15 protein-coding genes are annotated in these 15,764 nt (G+C 62.0%); 6 read left to right on the forward strand and 9 right to left on the reverse strand.

Translation table 11 applies throughout. The annotated features are described in order from the left end of the window. Window positions 1–94 precede the first annotated feature (94 nt). Window positions 95–304 carry a hypothetical protein gene (locus AC6CHP_RS16160; protein ID WP_498230980.1) on the reverse strand — a complete coding sequence of 70 codons (210 nt, stop codon included), beginning with the start codon at window positions 302–304 and terminating at the stop codon, window positions 95–97. A gap of 122 nt (window positions 305–426) precedes the next feature. Between AC6CHP_RS16160 and mobF the strand changes: the two genes are divergently transcribed. From mobF to AC6CHP_RS16180, 4 genes are all read left to right on the forward strand, one after another. After that, the gene (gene mobF, locus AC6CHP_RS16165; protein WP_498230982.1) at window positions 427–3,990 is read left to right on the forward strand and encodes a MobF family relaxase; all 3,564 of its coding nucleotides are present in this window, start codon (window positions 427–429) and stop codon (window positions 3,988–3,990) included. 21 nt (window positions 3,991–4,011) lie between these two features. Next, entirely contained in the window at window positions 4,012–4,542 is a 531-nt protein-coding gene (locus tag AC6CHP_RS16170) for a hypothetical protein (protein WP_498230984.1), read from the forward strand. Window positions 4,543–4,607: 65 nt separating this feature from the next. Further along, complete coding sequence (locus AC6CHP_RS16175) at window positions 4,608–4,892, forward strand: hypothetical protein (RefSeq protein WP_498230986.1); 285 nt, start codon at window positions 4,608–4,610, stop codon at window positions 4,890–4,892. Window positions 4,893–4,987: 95 nt separating this feature from the next. Continuing rightward, the gene (locus AC6CHP_RS16180; protein ID WP_498230988.1) at window positions 4,988–5,131 is read left to right on the forward strand and encodes a hypothetical protein; all 144 of its coding nucleotides are present in this window, start codon (window positions 4,988–4,990) and stop codon (window positions 5,129–5,131) included. 99 nt (window positions 5,132–5,230) lie between these two features. On the opposite strand, the gene AC6CHP_RS16185 is transcribed toward AC6CHP_RS16180, so the two are convergent. The 8 genes from AC6CHP_RS16185 to AC6CHP_RS16220 all read right to left on the reverse strand — a co-directional run bounded on the left by AC6CHP_RS16185 (window position 5,231) and on the right by AC6CHP_RS16220 (window position 13,951). Then, window positions 5,231–5,734 (reverse strand): single-stranded DNA-binding protein, encoded by a 504-nt coding sequence (locus AC6CHP_RS16185; protein WP_498230990.1) that lies wholly within the window; start codon window positions 5,732–5,734, stop codon window positions 5,231–5,233. 57 nt (window positions 5,735–5,791) lie between these two features. Beyond that, entirely contained in the window at window positions 5,792–6,919 is a 1,128-nt protein-coding gene (locus AC6CHP_RS16190; RefSeq protein WP_498230992.1) for an ArdC-like ssDNA-binding domain-containing protein, read from the reverse strand. Window positions 6,920–7,036: 117 nt separating this feature from the next. Further along, window positions 7,037–7,549, reverse strand: a complete 513-nt coding sequence (locus tag AC6CHP_RS16195) for a hypothetical protein (RefSeq protein ID WP_498230994.1) — start codon at window positions 7,547–7,549, stop codon at window positions 7,037–7,039. Beyond that, the gene (locus AC6CHP_RS16200; protein ID WP_498230996.1) at window positions 7,536–9,164 is read right to left on the reverse strand and encodes a type IV secretory system conjugative DNA transfer family protein; all 1,629 of its coding nucleotides are present in this window, start codon (window positions 9,162–9,164) and stop codon (window positions 7,536–7,538) included. Before AC6CHP_RS16200 ends, AC6CHP_RS16195 begins: the two co-directional genes overlap by 14 nt. Window positions 9,165–9,355: 191 nt before the next feature. Further along, complete coding sequence (locus AC6CHP_RS16205) at window positions 9,356–10,570, reverse strand: putative type IV secretion/conjugal transfer ATPase (protein WP_498230998.1); 1,215 nt, start codon at window positions 10,568–10,570, stop codon at window positions 9,356–9,358. A 227-nt stretch (window positions 10,571–10,797) separates the two neighbouring features. Then, window positions 10,798–12,294 carry an SCO6880 family protein gene (locus AC6CHP_RS16210; protein WP_498231000.1) on the reverse strand — a complete coding sequence of 499 codons (1,497 nt, stop codon included), beginning with the start codon at window positions 12,292–12,294 and terminating at the stop codon, window positions 10,798–10,800. Next, entirely contained in the window at window positions 12,287–13,660 is a 1,374-nt protein-coding gene (locus tag AC6CHP_RS16215) for a type IV secretion system protein (RefSeq protein ID WP_498231002.1), read from the reverse strand. The genes AC6CHP_RS16210 and AC6CHP_RS16215 overlap by 8 nt, the downstream gene beginning before the upstream one ends. A gap of 3 nt (window positions 13,661–13,663) precedes the next feature. Then, a complete protein-coding gene (locus AC6CHP_RS16220) occupies window positions 13,664–13,951 on the reverse strand; it encodes a hypothetical protein (protein ID WP_476869107.1) in 288 nt (95 codons plus the stop codon). A gap of 531 nt (window positions 13,952–14,482) precedes the next feature. On the opposite strand from AC6CHP_RS16220, the gene AC6CHP_RS16225 reads away from it, so the two are divergent. Beyond that, window positions 14,483–15,247 carry a YfbU family protein gene (locus AC6CHP_RS16225; RefSeq protein WP_498231004.1) on the forward strand — a complete coding sequence of 255 codons (765 nt, stop codon included), beginning with the start codon at window positions 14,483–14,485 and terminating at the stop codon, window positions 15,245–15,247. Between the two features lie 243 nt (window positions 15,248–15,490). After that, a complete protein-coding gene (locus AC6CHP_RS16230) occupies window positions 15,491–15,763 on the forward strand; it encodes a type II toxin-antitoxin system RelE/ParE family toxin (protein WP_498231006.1) in 273 nt (90 codons plus the stop codon). The last annotated feature ends 1 nt before the right edge of the window (window position 15,764 follow it).

Genomic DNA, 15,764 nt, shown 5'->3' on the forward strand with positions numbered 1-15,764 from the left:
CGGCAACAGGAAGCGGGACCGTATACGTCGAACTGCGCGCCGTCCCGCAGTGGCGGTAGAGGCTGACGACGGAGCTGTAATTCCCAAGGACGAGCTAAAGGCTGCGCAGCGCCAGCTGGCAACTAGGACAAGGATCTGCCAGCGCCGGGTCGAGATTCTCCAGTCCAAACTCCGCTCCCAGTCCTGTGAGATTGATCGGCTTGAGGCCGAGAACTCCGAGCAGCGTCAAGGCAACAATGTCCTCCAGCTCGAAGTAGCTCGGCTGAAGCGTGCGCAACGGACCAACGTGCAGGATCTCGCGCATCTCGCAGCATGGCTGGTTTCGCTTGCGAACGCAAAAGGCGTCTCCCTCGACCCCGCAACGCTGGACATCCTCAACCGCCGCGGATGGCATCCATCCAAGCGCCAGGCAAGAGCGGCACGGCCATGACGATGTCCATCGCACGCCTCTCGGCACAATCAGGTCTGCGCTATCTGTTCAAGACCACGATGATGGATGATCTGACCGCCGCTCCCCAGGACGCCACCACCTACTACATGAAAGTCGGGACGCCCGAAGGCCGATGGATCGGCAGCGGACTACCAAGTATCAACAGAAGTGCCGGCGGCGCCGTCACCGAAACAGACGCCAAAGCAGTCTTCGACTTGGCCGTACATCCGGACACCAGCGCTCCGCTGGGCCGCCCCCACAGTCAACCCACCGCCGTCGAGAACAAAACCGGCTCGCCAACGGTGAGGCACGCCGTCGTAGGTTTCGACTTGACCTTTAGCGTGCCGAAGTCGGTGTCCGTCCTCTGGGCGCTCAGCCCTCGCAGCACGCAAGACCTAATCCTCCGCACCCACCACGAGGCGGTGGAGGCAACCCTTGCCTGGTTGGAAGCGCAGGTCATCCATACACGTGCCGGCCGAAACGGCGTCGCCCACATTGGCACGATGGGCGCTATCGCCGCCGCCTTCGACCATTGGGAGTCGCGCATCGGCGACCCTCAACTTCACACACACCTTGTCATCGCCAACCGCATTCAGCGCATCACCGACGGCGCTTGGGTGACCCTCGACTCCCGCACCCTGTACAAGGCTGTCGTCGCCGCCAGCGAACACTACAACGGGCTCTTATTCGACGCCCTCCACTGCCACCTTGGCAGCGACACGGACATCCGCGTCCCCGTCATCAATACGGGCAATCCCAGCCAGCAGCTCACCGGGATCGACGAGGACCTCATCCGCGAGTTCTCCAACCGGTCCCGTCTGATCAATGTGGAAACAGACCGCCTCGTCGCGGAGTGGACAACGGAACACGGCCATCCGCCAAGCACAGCAACGGTCATCAAGCTGCGGCAGCAAGCGACCCTGGCCACACGCGTCCCCAAGCCCGAGCTCCCCACGCCCCTGCACGAGCTATCTACAGAATGGAAGGAACGCGCCACCGCCAAAGGATTCCCACCGGACGACGTTATCGCGGCAACGATCAACCGCTCCAAAATTGCCCCATTTGCCTTCAATGATTTGACCTCTGACTGGATATCCGCCGTCGCAACCCTGACCCGCGAGCGGGTCGCCCACAAACGCTCAACCTGGAACCGCTGGAATCTCCTTGCGGAATCCGAACGCGTCTGCGCCCAGGTGCGTTGCCGCACGGCGGCGGACAGGAGCACGCTCATGGACGCCGTCGCCACCGCGGCCGAGCAGCAGTCCGTGCCTCTGAATGATTACCGGTACACCGTCCCTGCCCACGCCGAGGCAGACGTCCGGCATGGACCACGAAGCGTCTTCGACTTTCACGGATCGCGCCTCTACACCGATACGTCCACGCTCGCCTGCGAGGACGCGGTCATGGCGGCCAGGAACGACGACGGCGGCCCGGCAGTCCGCGCAGACGTCATCATGGATCTCCTTGACCAAGTCCAACAACCAGAGAGCCGAGTGCTTCACTCGGATCAGCGTGCCGCCGTTGCCGACGTAGTACTGAGCGGCAACCGGCTCGACGCCATCACGGGGCCAGCGGGCACGGGAAAGACGACCACGCTGAGTGCAGTAAAGGCAGTATGGGAAGCAGAGCACGGCGCCGGCAGCGTTGTAGGACTCGCCCCGGCAGCTGCCAGCGCCGAAGTGCTCGGCCGTGAACTCGCTATGGCAACGGAGAACGTCACCAAGTGGCTGCACGAATCGGCCGGTCAGGGGGCTAGTTCAAGGGCCGGGCGCTTCTTCAATGTGCAGTCGCAACTGACCAAGGCTCGTTTCGGCGAGCGCTGGAGCATCGCGTTAGCCCAGGAGGCGGCGCAGCTCGCTGCCACCCAGCAACGCTGGTGCTTCCACGCGAATCAGCTCATCATCGTTGATGAAGCGTCGATGGTCTCGACTTTCCAGCTCGCGGCTCTCGTACAGCAGGCCCAGAATGCTGGCGCGAAGATCCTCCTGGTCGGCGACCCGGGACAGCTGGACGCCATCGACGCCGGAGGCGTACTTGGCTGGCTGGACCGGCAGGGTAAGGCAACACGGTTGAGCACGATCTGGAGATTCCATGAGGAGTGGGAGCGTGCGTCGTCGCTCAAGCTCCGGAACGGTGAGTACTCAGCCATCAACGACTATGCCCAACATGGGCGGATCCGGCACGGCACCTACCTGAATATGGCTGACCAGGCCTACGTCGCCTGGCAGGCAGATACTCGGGCAGGCAAGTCGTCCATCCTCATTGCCGCCGACAATGAAACGGTCGGGATGCTCAATGAACGGGCGCAGGCGGACCGAGTGGCACAGGGAGTGGTGGATCCGGAGCAGACGGTGCTGCTCAGCGATGGCCTACGGGCGGGTTCCGGTGACACGGTCATCGCCCGCGGAAATAACCGAAAGCTAGTGGACAGTGACGGTAATTTCGTGAGGAACGGAACGCTGTTCGACGTCGAAGGCATCAGTCGGCGTGACGGCTCCCTGCTCGCGCGGCGGCGGGACACAGGCGCGAGCGTCCTACTCCCCCGGGCATATCTGGAGACATCCGTCGAGCTGGGCTATGCAACCACGGCACACCGTTCCCAGGGCCTTACCGTGGACACCGGCCACACCGTGATTACTCAGGGCAGGCTCACGCGCGAGCTGCTGTATGTGAGCATGACCCGGGGCCGTTCCGGCAACTTTGCCTACGTCAGCGAAGGTGACGACGCCGACCATTTAGCTGTCGATCCATCACTGCAGCTCTCATGGCAGGGCATCCTTGGCGAGGTGCTGGCGGCTGAGGGCGCCGAACGGACTGCCCACGAGATTCGTGACGCGGAGCTTAGGAAGGCGGACAGCCTTGAGCGGCTTTACGCGGAGTATGACTACCTCGCGCAGATCGCGGCAGGACTGGATCTTAGGCAGCAGTTGGACGAACATGCCCCTGGTGCCTCACAGGAATTCGAACAATCTAAGTCGTGGGGCGCAGCTGTCGCGGCATGGCGGAAAGCCACAGCCGTCAGCCGGCAGGGTACCGAGCGCATACTCAGCCAGTTCTGCCAGGAAAGTAGCATTGCCAATGATCCCTGCGCTGTCCTCAGCGTGCGCTTACGCCGGTTCATGAAAGGAAGGACGACGGCGGTTGAGGAACCTCTGGTTGAAAAGCTCACCATTCCGCGCCCTGACTTAGCGTCGATGATTCAGCAGGTCAGGGTACGTATCTCCCAAAGGACGGAGACCGTGAGCATGGCAGCGCTGACAGCCGATCCTGAGTGGAAACGTGCTTTGCTCGAAGCCGTCGGAGATAGCACCCGCGGCGAAACTTGGCAGCTCGTCCGTGACGTTGCCGTCTTTCGCGACAGGTGGGCGCTGCCGGACTCTCCCCTCCCCCTGGGCCCGTCTCCCACGAATTACGAATGGGAACACCGCGGCCAGCGTGAACGAATCAACGCAGCGATCAACAATGCTCATCGCCGTGGCACCGCTCAACTAGATGACTCACCTGTGGATTCAGCCCTTTCTCAGCAAGTCGTCCTTACAAGTGCCGGCTGGCAGCTCTAATCTGGTAAGGAGGTAATGCGAATGGTCGTCAATCCGGCGGTAAGACCCAAGGTAGCGACAACCGGACTAGTGATAGCCAGCGCGGTTGTCTTCATAGTCTTTGCCCTCTCACTCATAGCCTTGGCCGCCACGGAACTTCCTCTCGTCATGAAGGTCATCGTTGGCAGCCTGTTGCTGGCAACTGTTGTAGTGCTGGCGCTGTTATGGGGGAAAAGATCCGCTCGACGGCGGACCTGGCTGGCTAAGGCAGCAAACAGATGGCGATCCTTCGACAACGCTAAGCTGGCCAGCGGGACCACGACAGAGGTTACACTCCTCAGCGTGGACGCGCTACAACCCACCGGCGCGTGGGTCACCATCATGTGGAACCGCTTCAACCACGTTCAGCGCGCCTGGATAGAAGCACTACCCGAACCACTATGGCCAGGATCCGTCCTGCTCATCGCCCCCGACCCCACTCAAGTAATGCCGAGCGCACCCTGGCCTGAGACGTATGTCATTCGAGCCGCTGACTGCTTAGCTTGGGCACCCGCCGAAGGCCGGAGCCCCTAAGCGGCATCTACTGTTACGCCACTCTGGCGATACAAACATTCGAATGTATGTTCTAAAATAGCTTCATGATCAAGTCCGGCTCCCGTGAAGATGTCGAGCGAATGATGATGCGCATGGACGCCGAAGCAAGCCGGCCAATAGATGACCCCGCACCCATCCGAGATTTCCCGAAGTATGGGCGTCCGCTTGTGTACGTCAGCGGAATTTACGGCAAAGCCGTCGGGTGGACCCACAAGTACGGCCTCATCGAGTGGCTGGATACTTCCGGCAAATACCACATGGGTTGGGCGCATTCCTCGAGCATCAGGCGTGTAAAGCCTGATGAGTGGAAGGGCAGTAGTGCGCTGTAGTTGGCAGCCATCCCGGCGCCGCTCAGGTAATCATCGGGTAGCGTCGCGCGTGTCGAAGAAACGCAAGGCTCGCGGTCGTGCCTAGGGTCGTGGGCATGGAAAGAGATCCCTCAGGGGAGCTGAGAGGACAGACGTCGATCAACGATCTTCTCGACAAGCCGGTCGGCGCCGCGCCGATCCAGCTCGCGCTGCCGATCCTGGTGCAGGTGAAGCCCGGACAGTTCCGCCGACTGTCTTAAAGCGGCGGCCGAAAGCGTCTGAGCGTACATGTGGAGCGTCGACAACGTGATGGCCTGGTCCAATGAGGATCAGACCATCACACTGCCAGCAGCAGTCAGCTACATGCTTATGTCAGCCCGCGCCGGCCCGCCTAAAGGGGGCGCGGCCACCGGTCCCTTCATAGCGATGCTGTAGGCGGGTTGCGCTGCTTCGGGAGCTGCCTGGAGGCCAGCACCCACTCCAGCTTCTGGACCAGCCGCGGCACGTGGAGAGCGATGGTAAGCAGCCGTGCCGAAGCGGAGGTCAGGGCCGATGGTTTCAGCCACAATGCGGCGCGCTTCACGCTTCTCCCCGTCCTTTTCGAAGGCACGGAACTCGAGTTCCCCCGACACCGTAACCGGGTCGCCCTTCTTCAAGGAGTTCGAAGCATTCTCTGCGAGCGCCCGGAACGCGGAGACGTTGTGGAAAACGGGCTCTCCGTCCTGCCAGGAGCCGTCTGCTCCCTGAATCCGCTGGTTCACAGCAACCCGCAGTTTGGCGTGTGCTACACCCGACTCCCCGTACGTGAGCTCGGGGTCCGCAACGAGATTGCCAACAATGTTGACCGGAATCTTGGTGCTCATATCTTCTGCCCTTTCATTCGTAGACGGGGCTCTCCCGTCCAACAGTTGGTGGATGCCCTAGGGGCCCGAGATCTCCAAGCCACGGGACGGCTCGCCCGGCTGCTCCAAGCCCGCATAGGTCTCCTGTCCATGGACCCTGGGAGAGACCTCAGCCACCGGAACCTTTCCACCGGTACCCGGAGGATCAGTTACTTCAAGGATTTGCTTTGCGGCTGCCGTAACCCGCCCCAGGACTGACTTCGCTATCTCCACGCGGGAAGGAGGTTGGCTGCGGGAGGAGTCGTTACTCGCGGCTGAATGCTCCGCCTCAATCACTGCGTCAGCCCAGCCGGATAGGTAGCTTGCTGACTGGGGACCCCGGTCTATCCCATGCGCCTTCAACACCGTGTAGGCAACTGACTCGGCTTCGACTTCAGCCAGCCCGCGGTGGTCTACGCTGCTCCCGTAAAGCTTGCCTACGTGGTCGTCCGGACCATGCAGCAGAACATGCCCAAGCTCATGCGCAAGCACGGCAGTGCGTTCCTCAGGGTTTAGCCACCCACCGACTTGGACCTGGCGCTGAGCGAAGTCGGTGAAGCCGCTCGTCAGCCCGAACTGCGCATCGGCGACCTCGATCGAGAAGCCATGCGTGCGGGCAACAAGAGCCAGCGACTCCCATAGGTGCGGCGCGTCGAAGGTCTTGGTATCACTCGGCCTGGGAACCAGCAGCGGAGCCCCCTGGGTCTGCGAAACGTCGAAGACTGCCTGTCCGCGCCAACCCGTGATGAGGGTCTTCTTCCCCTCGTCGATGGCGCCCTTGGGAAGTTTGTCGCCGAGAGGAATGCGCTGGCGCGTACCGTCGGGCAGCAGCATCTGCTGCACACGGGCAGTCCGAGGTGCAATGACCCACAGGGCCTGCTCGCCACGAAGGACAGTGCGGCCGTGTCGTTCCCATTCCTTGTACCCGGCGACGAGCGTCGGCTCATCCGTACCCCGCTGCGCCATCTGCATCATGAGCAAGGCGACGTTGCCACCTGAGTACCGCCACAAATTGGCTGAGGCATCGAGCAGAACCTGCCAATGTGAAGGTGACTCGACCGCCTCCTCCAGGATCGAGTGCAGGCCATCCATCAGTGAGGCGATTCGCTCCTCCGGCGCCATGCGGCGAGCGCCGACGCCGGCTTCCGGAGAGCTCTGGTCAGGCAAAGTGCTAGATGGAACTTCAGGTGTAGCGGCCACGACAGCCACCCTTCATGCTTCTTGGACCGCAGCATCGCTGCGCAGACACTCGTTCATGGTTACCCACCTCGTGAGCGACATGACTCAGAAGTCAGCAACCAGTTGATGAGCAGCCTTCCGCCACTCAACAAAGTCGGGGTCGTCACCACACAGGATTCGAGGCGCAGGCTCCTTGTGTGCCTGCAGCCCTACACACCCGGCAGTCCTGGTGTGCATCCGCAAGCGTTCGACGGCGTGCGGGAGCCTTTCGTGAAAGGCAAGCGGGCCAAAGCCCGGGTCATCTTGGGTGTAGGAGGCAAGCTCGGCGCGGTGAAGCGCATACAACTCAGCCACAATCTCGGGGTGGCGCCACCAGCAGTCAGGAATGACCGACGTCGTCAGCTGATAAGTCGCGACAAGCCATCGCACCCATGAGAAAAGGGCACCCCAAACTTCCTGGGACTGCTCCGGAGTCATTTCCCGCCAACGGCGGGTCACGCTCCTGGAAGCCGCTGAAGCACCAAAAGCGGATCGAAACAACTGTGCGGTGATCTCGTCGTCCCCGAAGGAGCCAGCAGACGGAACATCGAACTCCTCGGTCTCGTCATGGCTGCGCATCCGGCGCCCCTTTTGTCTTTTGCTGACGCTCCCTGTGCCCGTCGGCCAAGATGCGCTCCATCTCCGCCTTCAAGCGGCGCAGCTCCCCTGCGTCCTTACGCTTGTGCCACTCGAGCAGATCGAGCAGGATCGGTCGAGTCCGCCGCCCAAGCATCAGCGCGGTGCCAGCGGGCAGGCGTCGAATCTCGTCCAGAGCAATCACAGGACTTTCCCGTATCTGCTCCCCGTCCTGCCGGCCAGCGGAAGACCAGGACCGCGTGGTGAGGGTGAGGCTCCTCTCCCCCAGCAACCCGGCAAGCGAGCGCAGGTCGCGTTCGTCAGACCCGCCGCCAAAAATGACCTTGATGATCGCGGAGTCCCAAATGGTCGATGCCTCATCGATCGACCACCCCGAGCGGGCCTGGGACAACGACTGCAAAACGACGAGTGTCGAGATCCCGATGCCGCCCCCGTCGGACAGCGCCACAGGCAGCCCGGGCCAAGGGGCGAGGTTGGCAATCTCGTCCAGGATCAAGGAAAGCGGTGGCTCCAGCCGCCCTCCCGGTGACACGAAGGCCATTTCCCTCGCTGCGTTGTCGATGTCGTCGATCAGGGCGGACAGGTAAGGTCCTGCAGCAGCTGCCCCGGCTCGTGTGCCAATGAGATAAAGAGTCCCCCGATCCCGTATGAAGGCCTTGGGATCGAACTCCTCCGACTCATCCTGCGGATTCAGTGCGGCGAGCACCTTGGGCGAAGACAGCGGTGCCACCGCCGCCGAAACCCCAATCCACGAATTCGACGTATTCCGCGGGTCGTCCTCCAGGATGCCCATCAGGTCGGCCTGCCAGCCCAGAGCAGCTCCCGACCGGCCCAGCACCTCGAGAGCTTCGCGCGCCAGTACCGGACTGGAAGACCAGCGTCGGAAAGCCGTCACTCCCTCGCCAGACAGCGCCGCAGCATGAAGCAGGCACTGAAGAACTATCAGCGAGCGCTTTTGCCAGGCAGCGTTCTCGCCCTTCATCTCGGTGTCCGCCGTGATAACTAACGCCCGCCGGGTAGCAATGTCAGGGTCTTCGCACCCGCGTACAGGCGACCATCGAAGCGACGAAGGGATCCCCGACATACCCTGTGGGTCAAAGACGGTCACGGGTCGCCCACCGGAAGCCCGCGCCTTCATCGTCACCACCAGGTTGTCCGCACGCGTGGATGTTGTGACGACTGCCCCCGGCGCATCAAGAATCGCGTTGATGACGACGTACAAGCCCTTGCCGGATCGTGGCGCACCCTGAATCACCATCGACTCCTCCGTGGAGACATGAACGGTGACGCCCCGTGAGCGGCCCAGCGTCCACGACAGGTCCTGCACCGAAGGGTTTGCGAGTCCTGGACGCGTGAACTTCCCTCGTTTCCGCACGGCCCTCGCCCCAAAGTCGTGAAGAATCTCCGCACGGCGGGCAACGCCGTCGCGGTTCAGGATGTCTTGGCGCAGCCAACCCCCCGATTGCTTCCATCGCCGCCAAAGGCCCACCGCACCGACGGCGAGCGCAGCCACCAGCAGTAGAGCCGGGGCGAGAACCCACCAGACGCTGTCTGTGCCAAACACACAATCAGCCCGGCGAACAATGATCCATTCCATTCTGTTGGCGAGAAGTCCGACGGCGGCGGCAGGGTTGAAGGGCGGCGGCGGCATGGTGCCGCACTGCCAAGAGCCGGCCACGTGCGCTGCTGCCTGCACGACTGCGCAAAGACTTATGTAGGCTGCAGCGGCGACAAGCCCAGCGGTAACCAAAGGGTTGTCGCTTGCAGCCCGTGCGCTGCCCGGCCTCCTCACAGCATCCTGTCGTCTGTCCCGAAAACAGCAAGCTCGTCGGTGGTCACTCGATTGGCAACGATGAAGGAGCGGTTGCCCACTTTCCAAAGCCCGACGCCCTTCGGAAGGTTCTCAACATGCTCGCACTCCGCTTCGGTCAGGCCGAGCGCTTCCTTGGTCAGGCGCATGGCATCGTGCTTCTGCCGGTAGATGACCCTGGTGTCAGCCTCAGTCAGCAGACCCAAGGCTTTCTGCCGGTGTCCGCTGGTACTGTCCCCGATCTCGTTGAGGTCGGCGACCTTGTGCATGATGAGCAGGTTTGCGATCCCGTAGGTTCTGGCGAGTCGCCACTGCTCGCTCATCTTTGCCAACATGTACGGATCTGCGAGCATCCGCCACCCCTCGTCGTACACGACAAGCCGCTTCCCGCCTTCGGGGTTGGTGATGGCGGCTTCCAACCACGTGGCACCGCAGGCCGCGGCCAACGAAAGGGCTTGCTCAGACGCTCCGATCAGTGCCGAGGTATCCATCACCATCATGGGTGCATCAGCGTCGAAGGCCACCGTGGATGGCGCATCGAACATCCCTTCGAGGTCACCTGACACGGTACGTCTCAGTGAATGGCTCACGGCGGTTGCTCCATCTGCGCCGACCAGGGCGGTCATCTCCTTCGACGGCTTGAGGAGGTGGTCCAGCACCATGGGCAGGGTCGGGTTTAAGTTCTCGGCCATGGTTTCCATGAGGGCGATGTCCAAGGCCGTGTGCTCCACAGGCCGAAGGGGCGTGCCCTGCCGCATGAGCGAGACCAAGGCCCCAAGGAGATAACGACGCCGCTGCCTCACCACCGCTTGCCATTGAGCCTCGGTAAGGGCATTGGAGCGGGGACCGGCGTCGAGGGGATTCACCCGTGCAGGGCGGCCCGGGCCGATGGAAATGACCTTGCCACCAACAGCCTCCGCTACTGCAACCCACTCGCCCTTGGGATCAGACGCGACAGCTGCCTTTCGTCCTAGTGTGATTGACCGCGTTACGAGCGACTTGCCGCACATGGACTTGCCGGTGCCGACTGTCCCAATCACAACAATGGAAGGCCCACTAATGATCCCCTTGTCGTACAGGATCCAAGGATCGTAGGAGAAGGCCCCGGATCCGAAAACGTCCGTGCCGATGTAGGTTCCCTCGTGCCCCAGACCTGACTCCGTGAGGAACGGGTAGGCGGCGGCAAACGTCATGGTCGATGCCCGGTGGGGCGCGGGCCGCAACCGATGCGGACCCCGCAGGGAGTTCGGCTCGTTGCTCCCCCAGTCACCCGCTAAGCGAAACCCCTGCAGGTCGCGCTGCTTGTCGCCTCCTGCGGCACTCGCCCACCCAGCAGCGGGTGGTGCGGGCCGCCGTCGTGCTTTCCGTTCCGTCCGATTCTTCCCCGACGGCAGGTACTCGAAGCTTTTTGACGCTTGCTTCAACGCAGTCCCCTTCCAAGTGGCAGGCCACCGGCGACAAACGCGGCCCATTGCTGTCCGTAGAGAAGCCGGAGCTCAACAAATGCTCCGGCGGCAGCGGACTCAAGTTCCTGGCGATGCCGTGCCAAGTCCTCCAGCGAAGTCGCGGTGACGGTGATGTAGGCAGCCGGGCGGACGTCACCATGGCCGGCGACGATCTCTTCCTCCCTCTGGATCACTTCTTCTTCCTCGGCCTTTTGCTCACGGGTGAGCGGCCTATCGAAACGGGCGTTGATGCGGCGGCGAGTTTCATGGGCCTCTTGAGCGGAGCGGATATCACGGAGGGCTTCAGCGGTAGGCACTGCCCGTATGACTTCCGTGAACGTGTGGCGGAATTCGCCCAGATAGATCAGCGGATGCAGGAAGCCAGGGAAGACTTTCTGGCGCGGCCATTCCGCGATCCAGAAGGTCTGGTGGAACCCGGTGTCCGTCCGCAGGTAGGTCCAGTGTTCCTCGACGGCCATTGGTCCATGACGGTGGACGGTTTCCGTCGCCTTACTTGCCGGCTCGTCCGACGGCGGGGCTGCCGCCGCCGACGCTTTGGCGGTAGGCAAGGCAGCGGGATCGAAGGCGGCACCGATGATGCTCAGCAGTCCGGGTTCCCCAATCCACTCATCCACCTTCACGCTGTGGGTAGCGAGCGACGTTTTCATCGCCTCGACTTCCAGCCGCAGGACGCGTTCCAGGCCTACCAGTCCCCCGCCCGACTCCTTGATCCGCCGCCGAGCCTTGCTTGTGTCCAGGACAACCGCCACCAGCAGCTCATGGCTCATGGTTGCCCCGGCTGCACCGAGCAAGTCCTCGTACGCGCGTTGTCCCCACGCAGCCTTCTCGTCGGCTTGTGCCGGCATGGCGTTGTCTTTGTAGAACTCCCAGAGCGCCGACGAAGGATAGGGCACTGTGTAATCCTGGACGGCAATCCTGGCCACGCCTCGCCGCTGGGCCATGCCGGCTTGCACACGTGACCAGGCCTGGACCGCCCAGGCTTTGTCGTCTGCGTCTAAGAGTGCAAAAGACCTAGTGCTGCAGCGCAAGACTGCGATTGCCTCCCGACCGTGGCGGTCGATAATGAAGCACTCACCACTGGCCGTTGTTCGGATCTCCAGGTTGCCAAGGCCGCCCGGGAGAGCGAGTCGACCAACTAATTGCGGAACTGCGGGCTTTGCAAGGAACCGTGTTTGTCCTGCCGCTGCCCGGTAAAAGAACACAGCGAGCTGTTTCGCCCATACGGGGTAAGGAATGCGGGAATACTGGAGGAGCCCGAGCAGCATAAGCCCAAGCCAGAGGGGTCCGGAGGAAAAAAGGCCAACCGGCCCACTGCTGGCAGAAGCCACTATGGCAACCGCGCCGCCCCCTGCGACTATCAACAACTGGTACCACTTGAGGCCAAGGAAGAACCCGCGGCGCTCGTATCTGGGGAATTTGACGGCCTCGAGGGCACGCGCATCGTCAGACATGTGGGGTACCTCCGTTCGGAGGGTCGATTCTTGGTGGATGGGGTTTCGGAGGCCGCACCCTCGAAGGGGCCGGTGGGCTTGCGTTGGGATGCGCTCGCGGTTCGGCCTCTCCGAGTGGGGCCTGCCGCGCAGATGCCCGGGCGGTACCGCTGTTTTCGTGAGGGTCTATGCGCGCCAAGCCCTGCTGCGACCCCGGTGGGTGCAGGGTGTTCGGGCCTCCGTTGGAGGGCGCGGTTCTCAAGGCCAACTGGCCGCGGTCACCCCGGGGCGACGGCATCCCGGACCGTACAGCCGGTGCCAGCACTTGTGTCGGGAAGAGGCTGCGGCTTGAGCTGATCGGCCGGGTCATGGCGGACCGATTTACTAGTCCCGCAAGCGTCAGGCGACCACCTGTCTGCCGACTGATCTGGCGAGCCGCCACACTGCTGCTCCGCGACAGGACGTGGCCGCCACCGGCCGTTTGTGCCGCTGCCGCGAGTTCCCCGCCCGCGAAGCTAACCAAACGCAGGGCCATCAAGGGTGCGCCGCAGGCCAGCGCCATGCCCACCGTTCCGGCCGCCAAACCGGCAAAGGACTTGGACTCCGCAAAGAGCTTCACTGCAACGGCCAAGACCGTTGCGGCTAAGGGTTTTGCCAACACCAGGGCTATGACCACCTCGCACCAGCGTCGTGCCCAGGACTTTGTCTTGTCCCAGGGCAGAATCATCAGAGCCACCGGCGCGACGGCCGCCAAGACGACGAGTGCAAAGGAGCGGAAGATCATCGAGCACATCAGGATGAAAGCAAGGATCCACACGACAATAACTGCCATCACTGTAACGACGACGGCACCGGCTGGGCCCCCTGTCGTCCCAGGTGCCAGCGAGACCAAGTTCCATTCACGACCACTTCCTTCTGGTGCCCGTTCAAATCCGAAAAGCCTCATGAACACGAGGTATGGGTCAGAACCAATCGATTCGAGCAGAGCGGCTGAGGCTAAGTCACTTGCCCGCGTCAGTTGCCGGACGAGATACACGGCAGCCCCGACGAGTGGAATGGCGGCAGCGCCACCAAGCATCGCGCGGCCGATGCGTCTCGGCTGCTGACTGACCAGGCCCGACAGGACCTGGAGGATCATCACGACGACGAGCGGCGTCATCATGACTACCACCCACCAGCTCGTTAGCCCCTCGATGGAGAGCCACTGGGAGTCATCGACATCCGACACTGAGAATGCGCCAGTGATGAAGGCCCAGAGCCAGGACGCCATATTTTGGAGGATGTTGGCGAAGAGAGAGGTGACTGCACCCAAGGCGTTGTCGTTCGCTTGTGAGACCAAACCGCAGCCGGGCGGCCACCAGCCATTGAGGTCGCACTCAACGGGCATGACTCAGAACCCAAGCGGAAAGGCGGTCTGCGACCAGAGGATGTAGCCGTTGATGCCGCCAAGAATGGCTGCCACGGGGCCGGTCCAGAGGAGTATCACCCCGCCGCCGGAGGCAAGGCGTGACGACTGGCTAAGTTTGCCGGCAAGCAGCATAGCGGCACCGATGATGGCCACGATGGCGATGATGATGAAAGCGCCGACGAGTATGCCGCCACCGATCTGTTTAAGCGATTCAAGGAAGGGAAAGCTCGCGTTCGGGATGATCCCCGGGTCCACCGCTGCGAAAAACATTGGTGCTCCGTCCGTTGTATTCCATGGAGTGAGCAGATGAGCTCACGGGTTCATGGACGTTGCGGGACGAAGCGACATGACTTCAAGAGCACCAGATTCGTAATGACTCCAGTGAATCTTAATCCACCGGGTGGGCTGCGTGGAACTGCGTTTTCGCCGACTAACGGTGTCTACGTGCTATTCAAGGATGGAACTGGGGACTATCAAGCCCAATAATCTAATCGTGAGTGGACCCGCGATCAGGTGCCTCCGGGAGAACTCCGATAGGAGATCGACGGGCGAGCTTTGAAACGGCAGGTGGGTCGCATTAGTTTGCCGAGCTCGCCGCCAGGCTGGTTTCATAAACTCGTTTCTGAGCAGACCACGCAAAGCAGCTGAACCCTATAAAGCCACACCGAACTCGACGTTCGGCCTCGTGTCCGGCCAAAAGCGAGAGATCGCTGGCATCGCTGGATATCAAAGCGCACTTTTGTTGCCATTTGTGTATGACGCGACTACAGTAAGTGTCATACACACTTATTGGAGGACGTCATGGCAGTTCTGAACATACGAGTTGAGGACCGAATCCGCGACCAGCTCAAGGAGATGGCAGACGACGAGGGCGTATCCCTGAGCGAGTACGTTCGCAACCTGGTCATGGAGGCCGTAGTCCCCGTGTTCGAGCGGGAGGTCAAGCATGGCGACGAGCCGGCGCAGGAGAGCCTGCGGATCATAGATCGTCAGATCCTCTCTCTGCTGCACCGGATCCTGGGCCGCGTTCTGCCGGAGGATGCCAATGACGTAGATGGCAACCTAGAGTACCAACTCATGCGGGCACAGATCCTGGAGGCTGGTTACACGGGCGAGTACTGGTTCGAGACGGCGGGCTTCCAAACGGAGCTCTCGAAGCGCGACTGCGGTCGGGTCGCAGATATCCTCGACATGTTCCGCATCATCACCTACAGTCTCGAACGCCTCGACGCAGAGGGGTCGGTCGTCGAGGAGAAACTGAAGTTCAGGCTCGAATTCATGGGGTTCGACCATAACGATGCCCTCGAGGGCCACATGGCCAGCTACGTAGACTTCCTGATGCGGGACGATCGCTGGACGGAACTGAAGCCTCAGCTTGAGCGGCACGACAACGGCAACTCGCACCATCGGGTGCTCGACGTCTACCTGCGGATGCTGGCCGAGTACCGCCGGATCATGGACAGCCGCGGACGCGGTCTCAGCCGAATGGACTACCACCTCTCCCTCGAGGAGCTGCGGCAGATCGCCGAGGCGAGCGTCCACCCCTCGAACCGGAAACACGACTAACCTGCGCCGCAATCCCGAGAGAATTTACCGCAGGACGAGCACCTCCCGCAGGGCGAGCGGCTTCACGTAAACCGGGCTTGGCGGCAGTTGATGAACATCGGCTCTCTCCCCTGCCTCGGGAAACGCCTGCCCAGGTGCCTCGTCGAGGCATACTATTACTAGTATTTTACGCTAGACTGTAACGAGATCGGTGACACCCGCTTGGAAGTAAGGTTCGAAGACAAGAAGCTCGAAAAGCTGTGTATGAACGAACGGGAAATGCGGAAGAAGCGCGCTGACATATCCGACCGGCTCCGCCTGAGGATCAACGCACTCAAGACCGCGGAGACAGTCGGAGAGCTTTCCACACACGACCCGCTGGGAGGCTGGCATTCACTCAGCGCCAACCTCGACGGCCTGTGGTCGGGAAAGCTCAGCGCCAACTACCGGCTGCTGGTCCGACCGGATGACTCCACGGAGCCGCGGGACGCTGTAACCGTCACCGTGATTGAGATCTCCAACCACTACGACCGCTAAG

The sequence above is a fragment of the Pseudarthrobacter sp. GQ63 genome (assembly GCF_059758765.1).

Bases quoted from the DNA above. Each gene is read 5' to 3' on its own strand.
- AC6CHP_RS16160 (WP_498230980.1), bottom strand. From the start codon at position 304: ATGCGCGAGATCCTGCACGTTGGTCCGTTGCGCACGCTTCAGCCGAGC.
- mobF (WP_498230982.1), top strand. From the start codon at position 427: ATGACGATGTCCATCGCACGCCTCTCGGCACAATCAGGTCTGCGCTAT.
- AC6CHP_RS16170 (WP_498230984.1), top strand. From the start codon at position 4,012: ATGGTCGTCAATCCGGCGGTAAGACCCAAGGTAGCGACAACCGGACTA.
- AC6CHP_RS16175 (WP_498230986.1), top strand. From the start codon at position 4,608: ATGATCAAGTCCGGCTCCCGTGAAGATGTCGAGCGAATGATGATGCGC.
- AC6CHP_RS16180 (WP_498230988.1), top strand. From the start codon at position 4,988: ATGGAAAGAGATCCCTCAGGGGAGCTGAGAGGACAGACGTCGATCAAC.
- AC6CHP_RS16185 (WP_498230990.1), bottom strand. From the start codon at position 5,734: ATGAGCACCAAGATTCCGGTCAACATTGTTGGCAATCTCGTTGCGGAC.
- AC6CHP_RS16195 (WP_498230994.1), bottom strand. From the start codon at position 7,549: ATGCGCAGCCATGACGAGACCGAGGAGTTCGATGTTCCGTCTGCTGGC.
- AC6CHP_RS16200 (WP_498230996.1), bottom strand. From the start codon at position 9,164: ATGGAATGGATCATTGTTCGCCGGGCTGATTGTGTGTTTGGCACAGAC.
- AC6CHP_RS16205 (WP_498230998.1), bottom strand. From the start codon at position 10,570: ATGACGTTTGCCGCCGCCTACCCGTTCCTCACGGAGTCAGGTCTGGGG.
- AC6CHP_RS16210 (WP_498231000.1), bottom strand. From the start codon at position 12,294: ATGTCTGACGATGCGCGTGCCCTCGAGGCCGTCAAATTCCCCAGATAC.
- AC6CHP_RS16215 (WP_498231002.1), bottom strand. From the start codon at position 13,660: ATGCCCGTTGAGTGCGACCTCAATGGCTGGTGGCCGCCCGGCTGCGGT.
- AC6CHP_RS16220 (WP_476869107.1), bottom strand. From the start codon at position 13,951: ATGTTTTTCGCAGCGGTGGACCCGGGGATCATCCCGAACGCGAGCTTT.
- AC6CHP_RS16225 (WP_498231004.1), top strand. From the start codon at position 14,483: ATGGCAGTTCTGAACATACGAGTTGAGGACCGAATCCGCGACCAGCTC.
- AC6CHP_RS16230 (WP_498231006.1), top strand. From the start codon at position 15,491: ATGAACGAACGGGAAATGCGGAAGAAGCGCGCTGACATATCCGACCGG.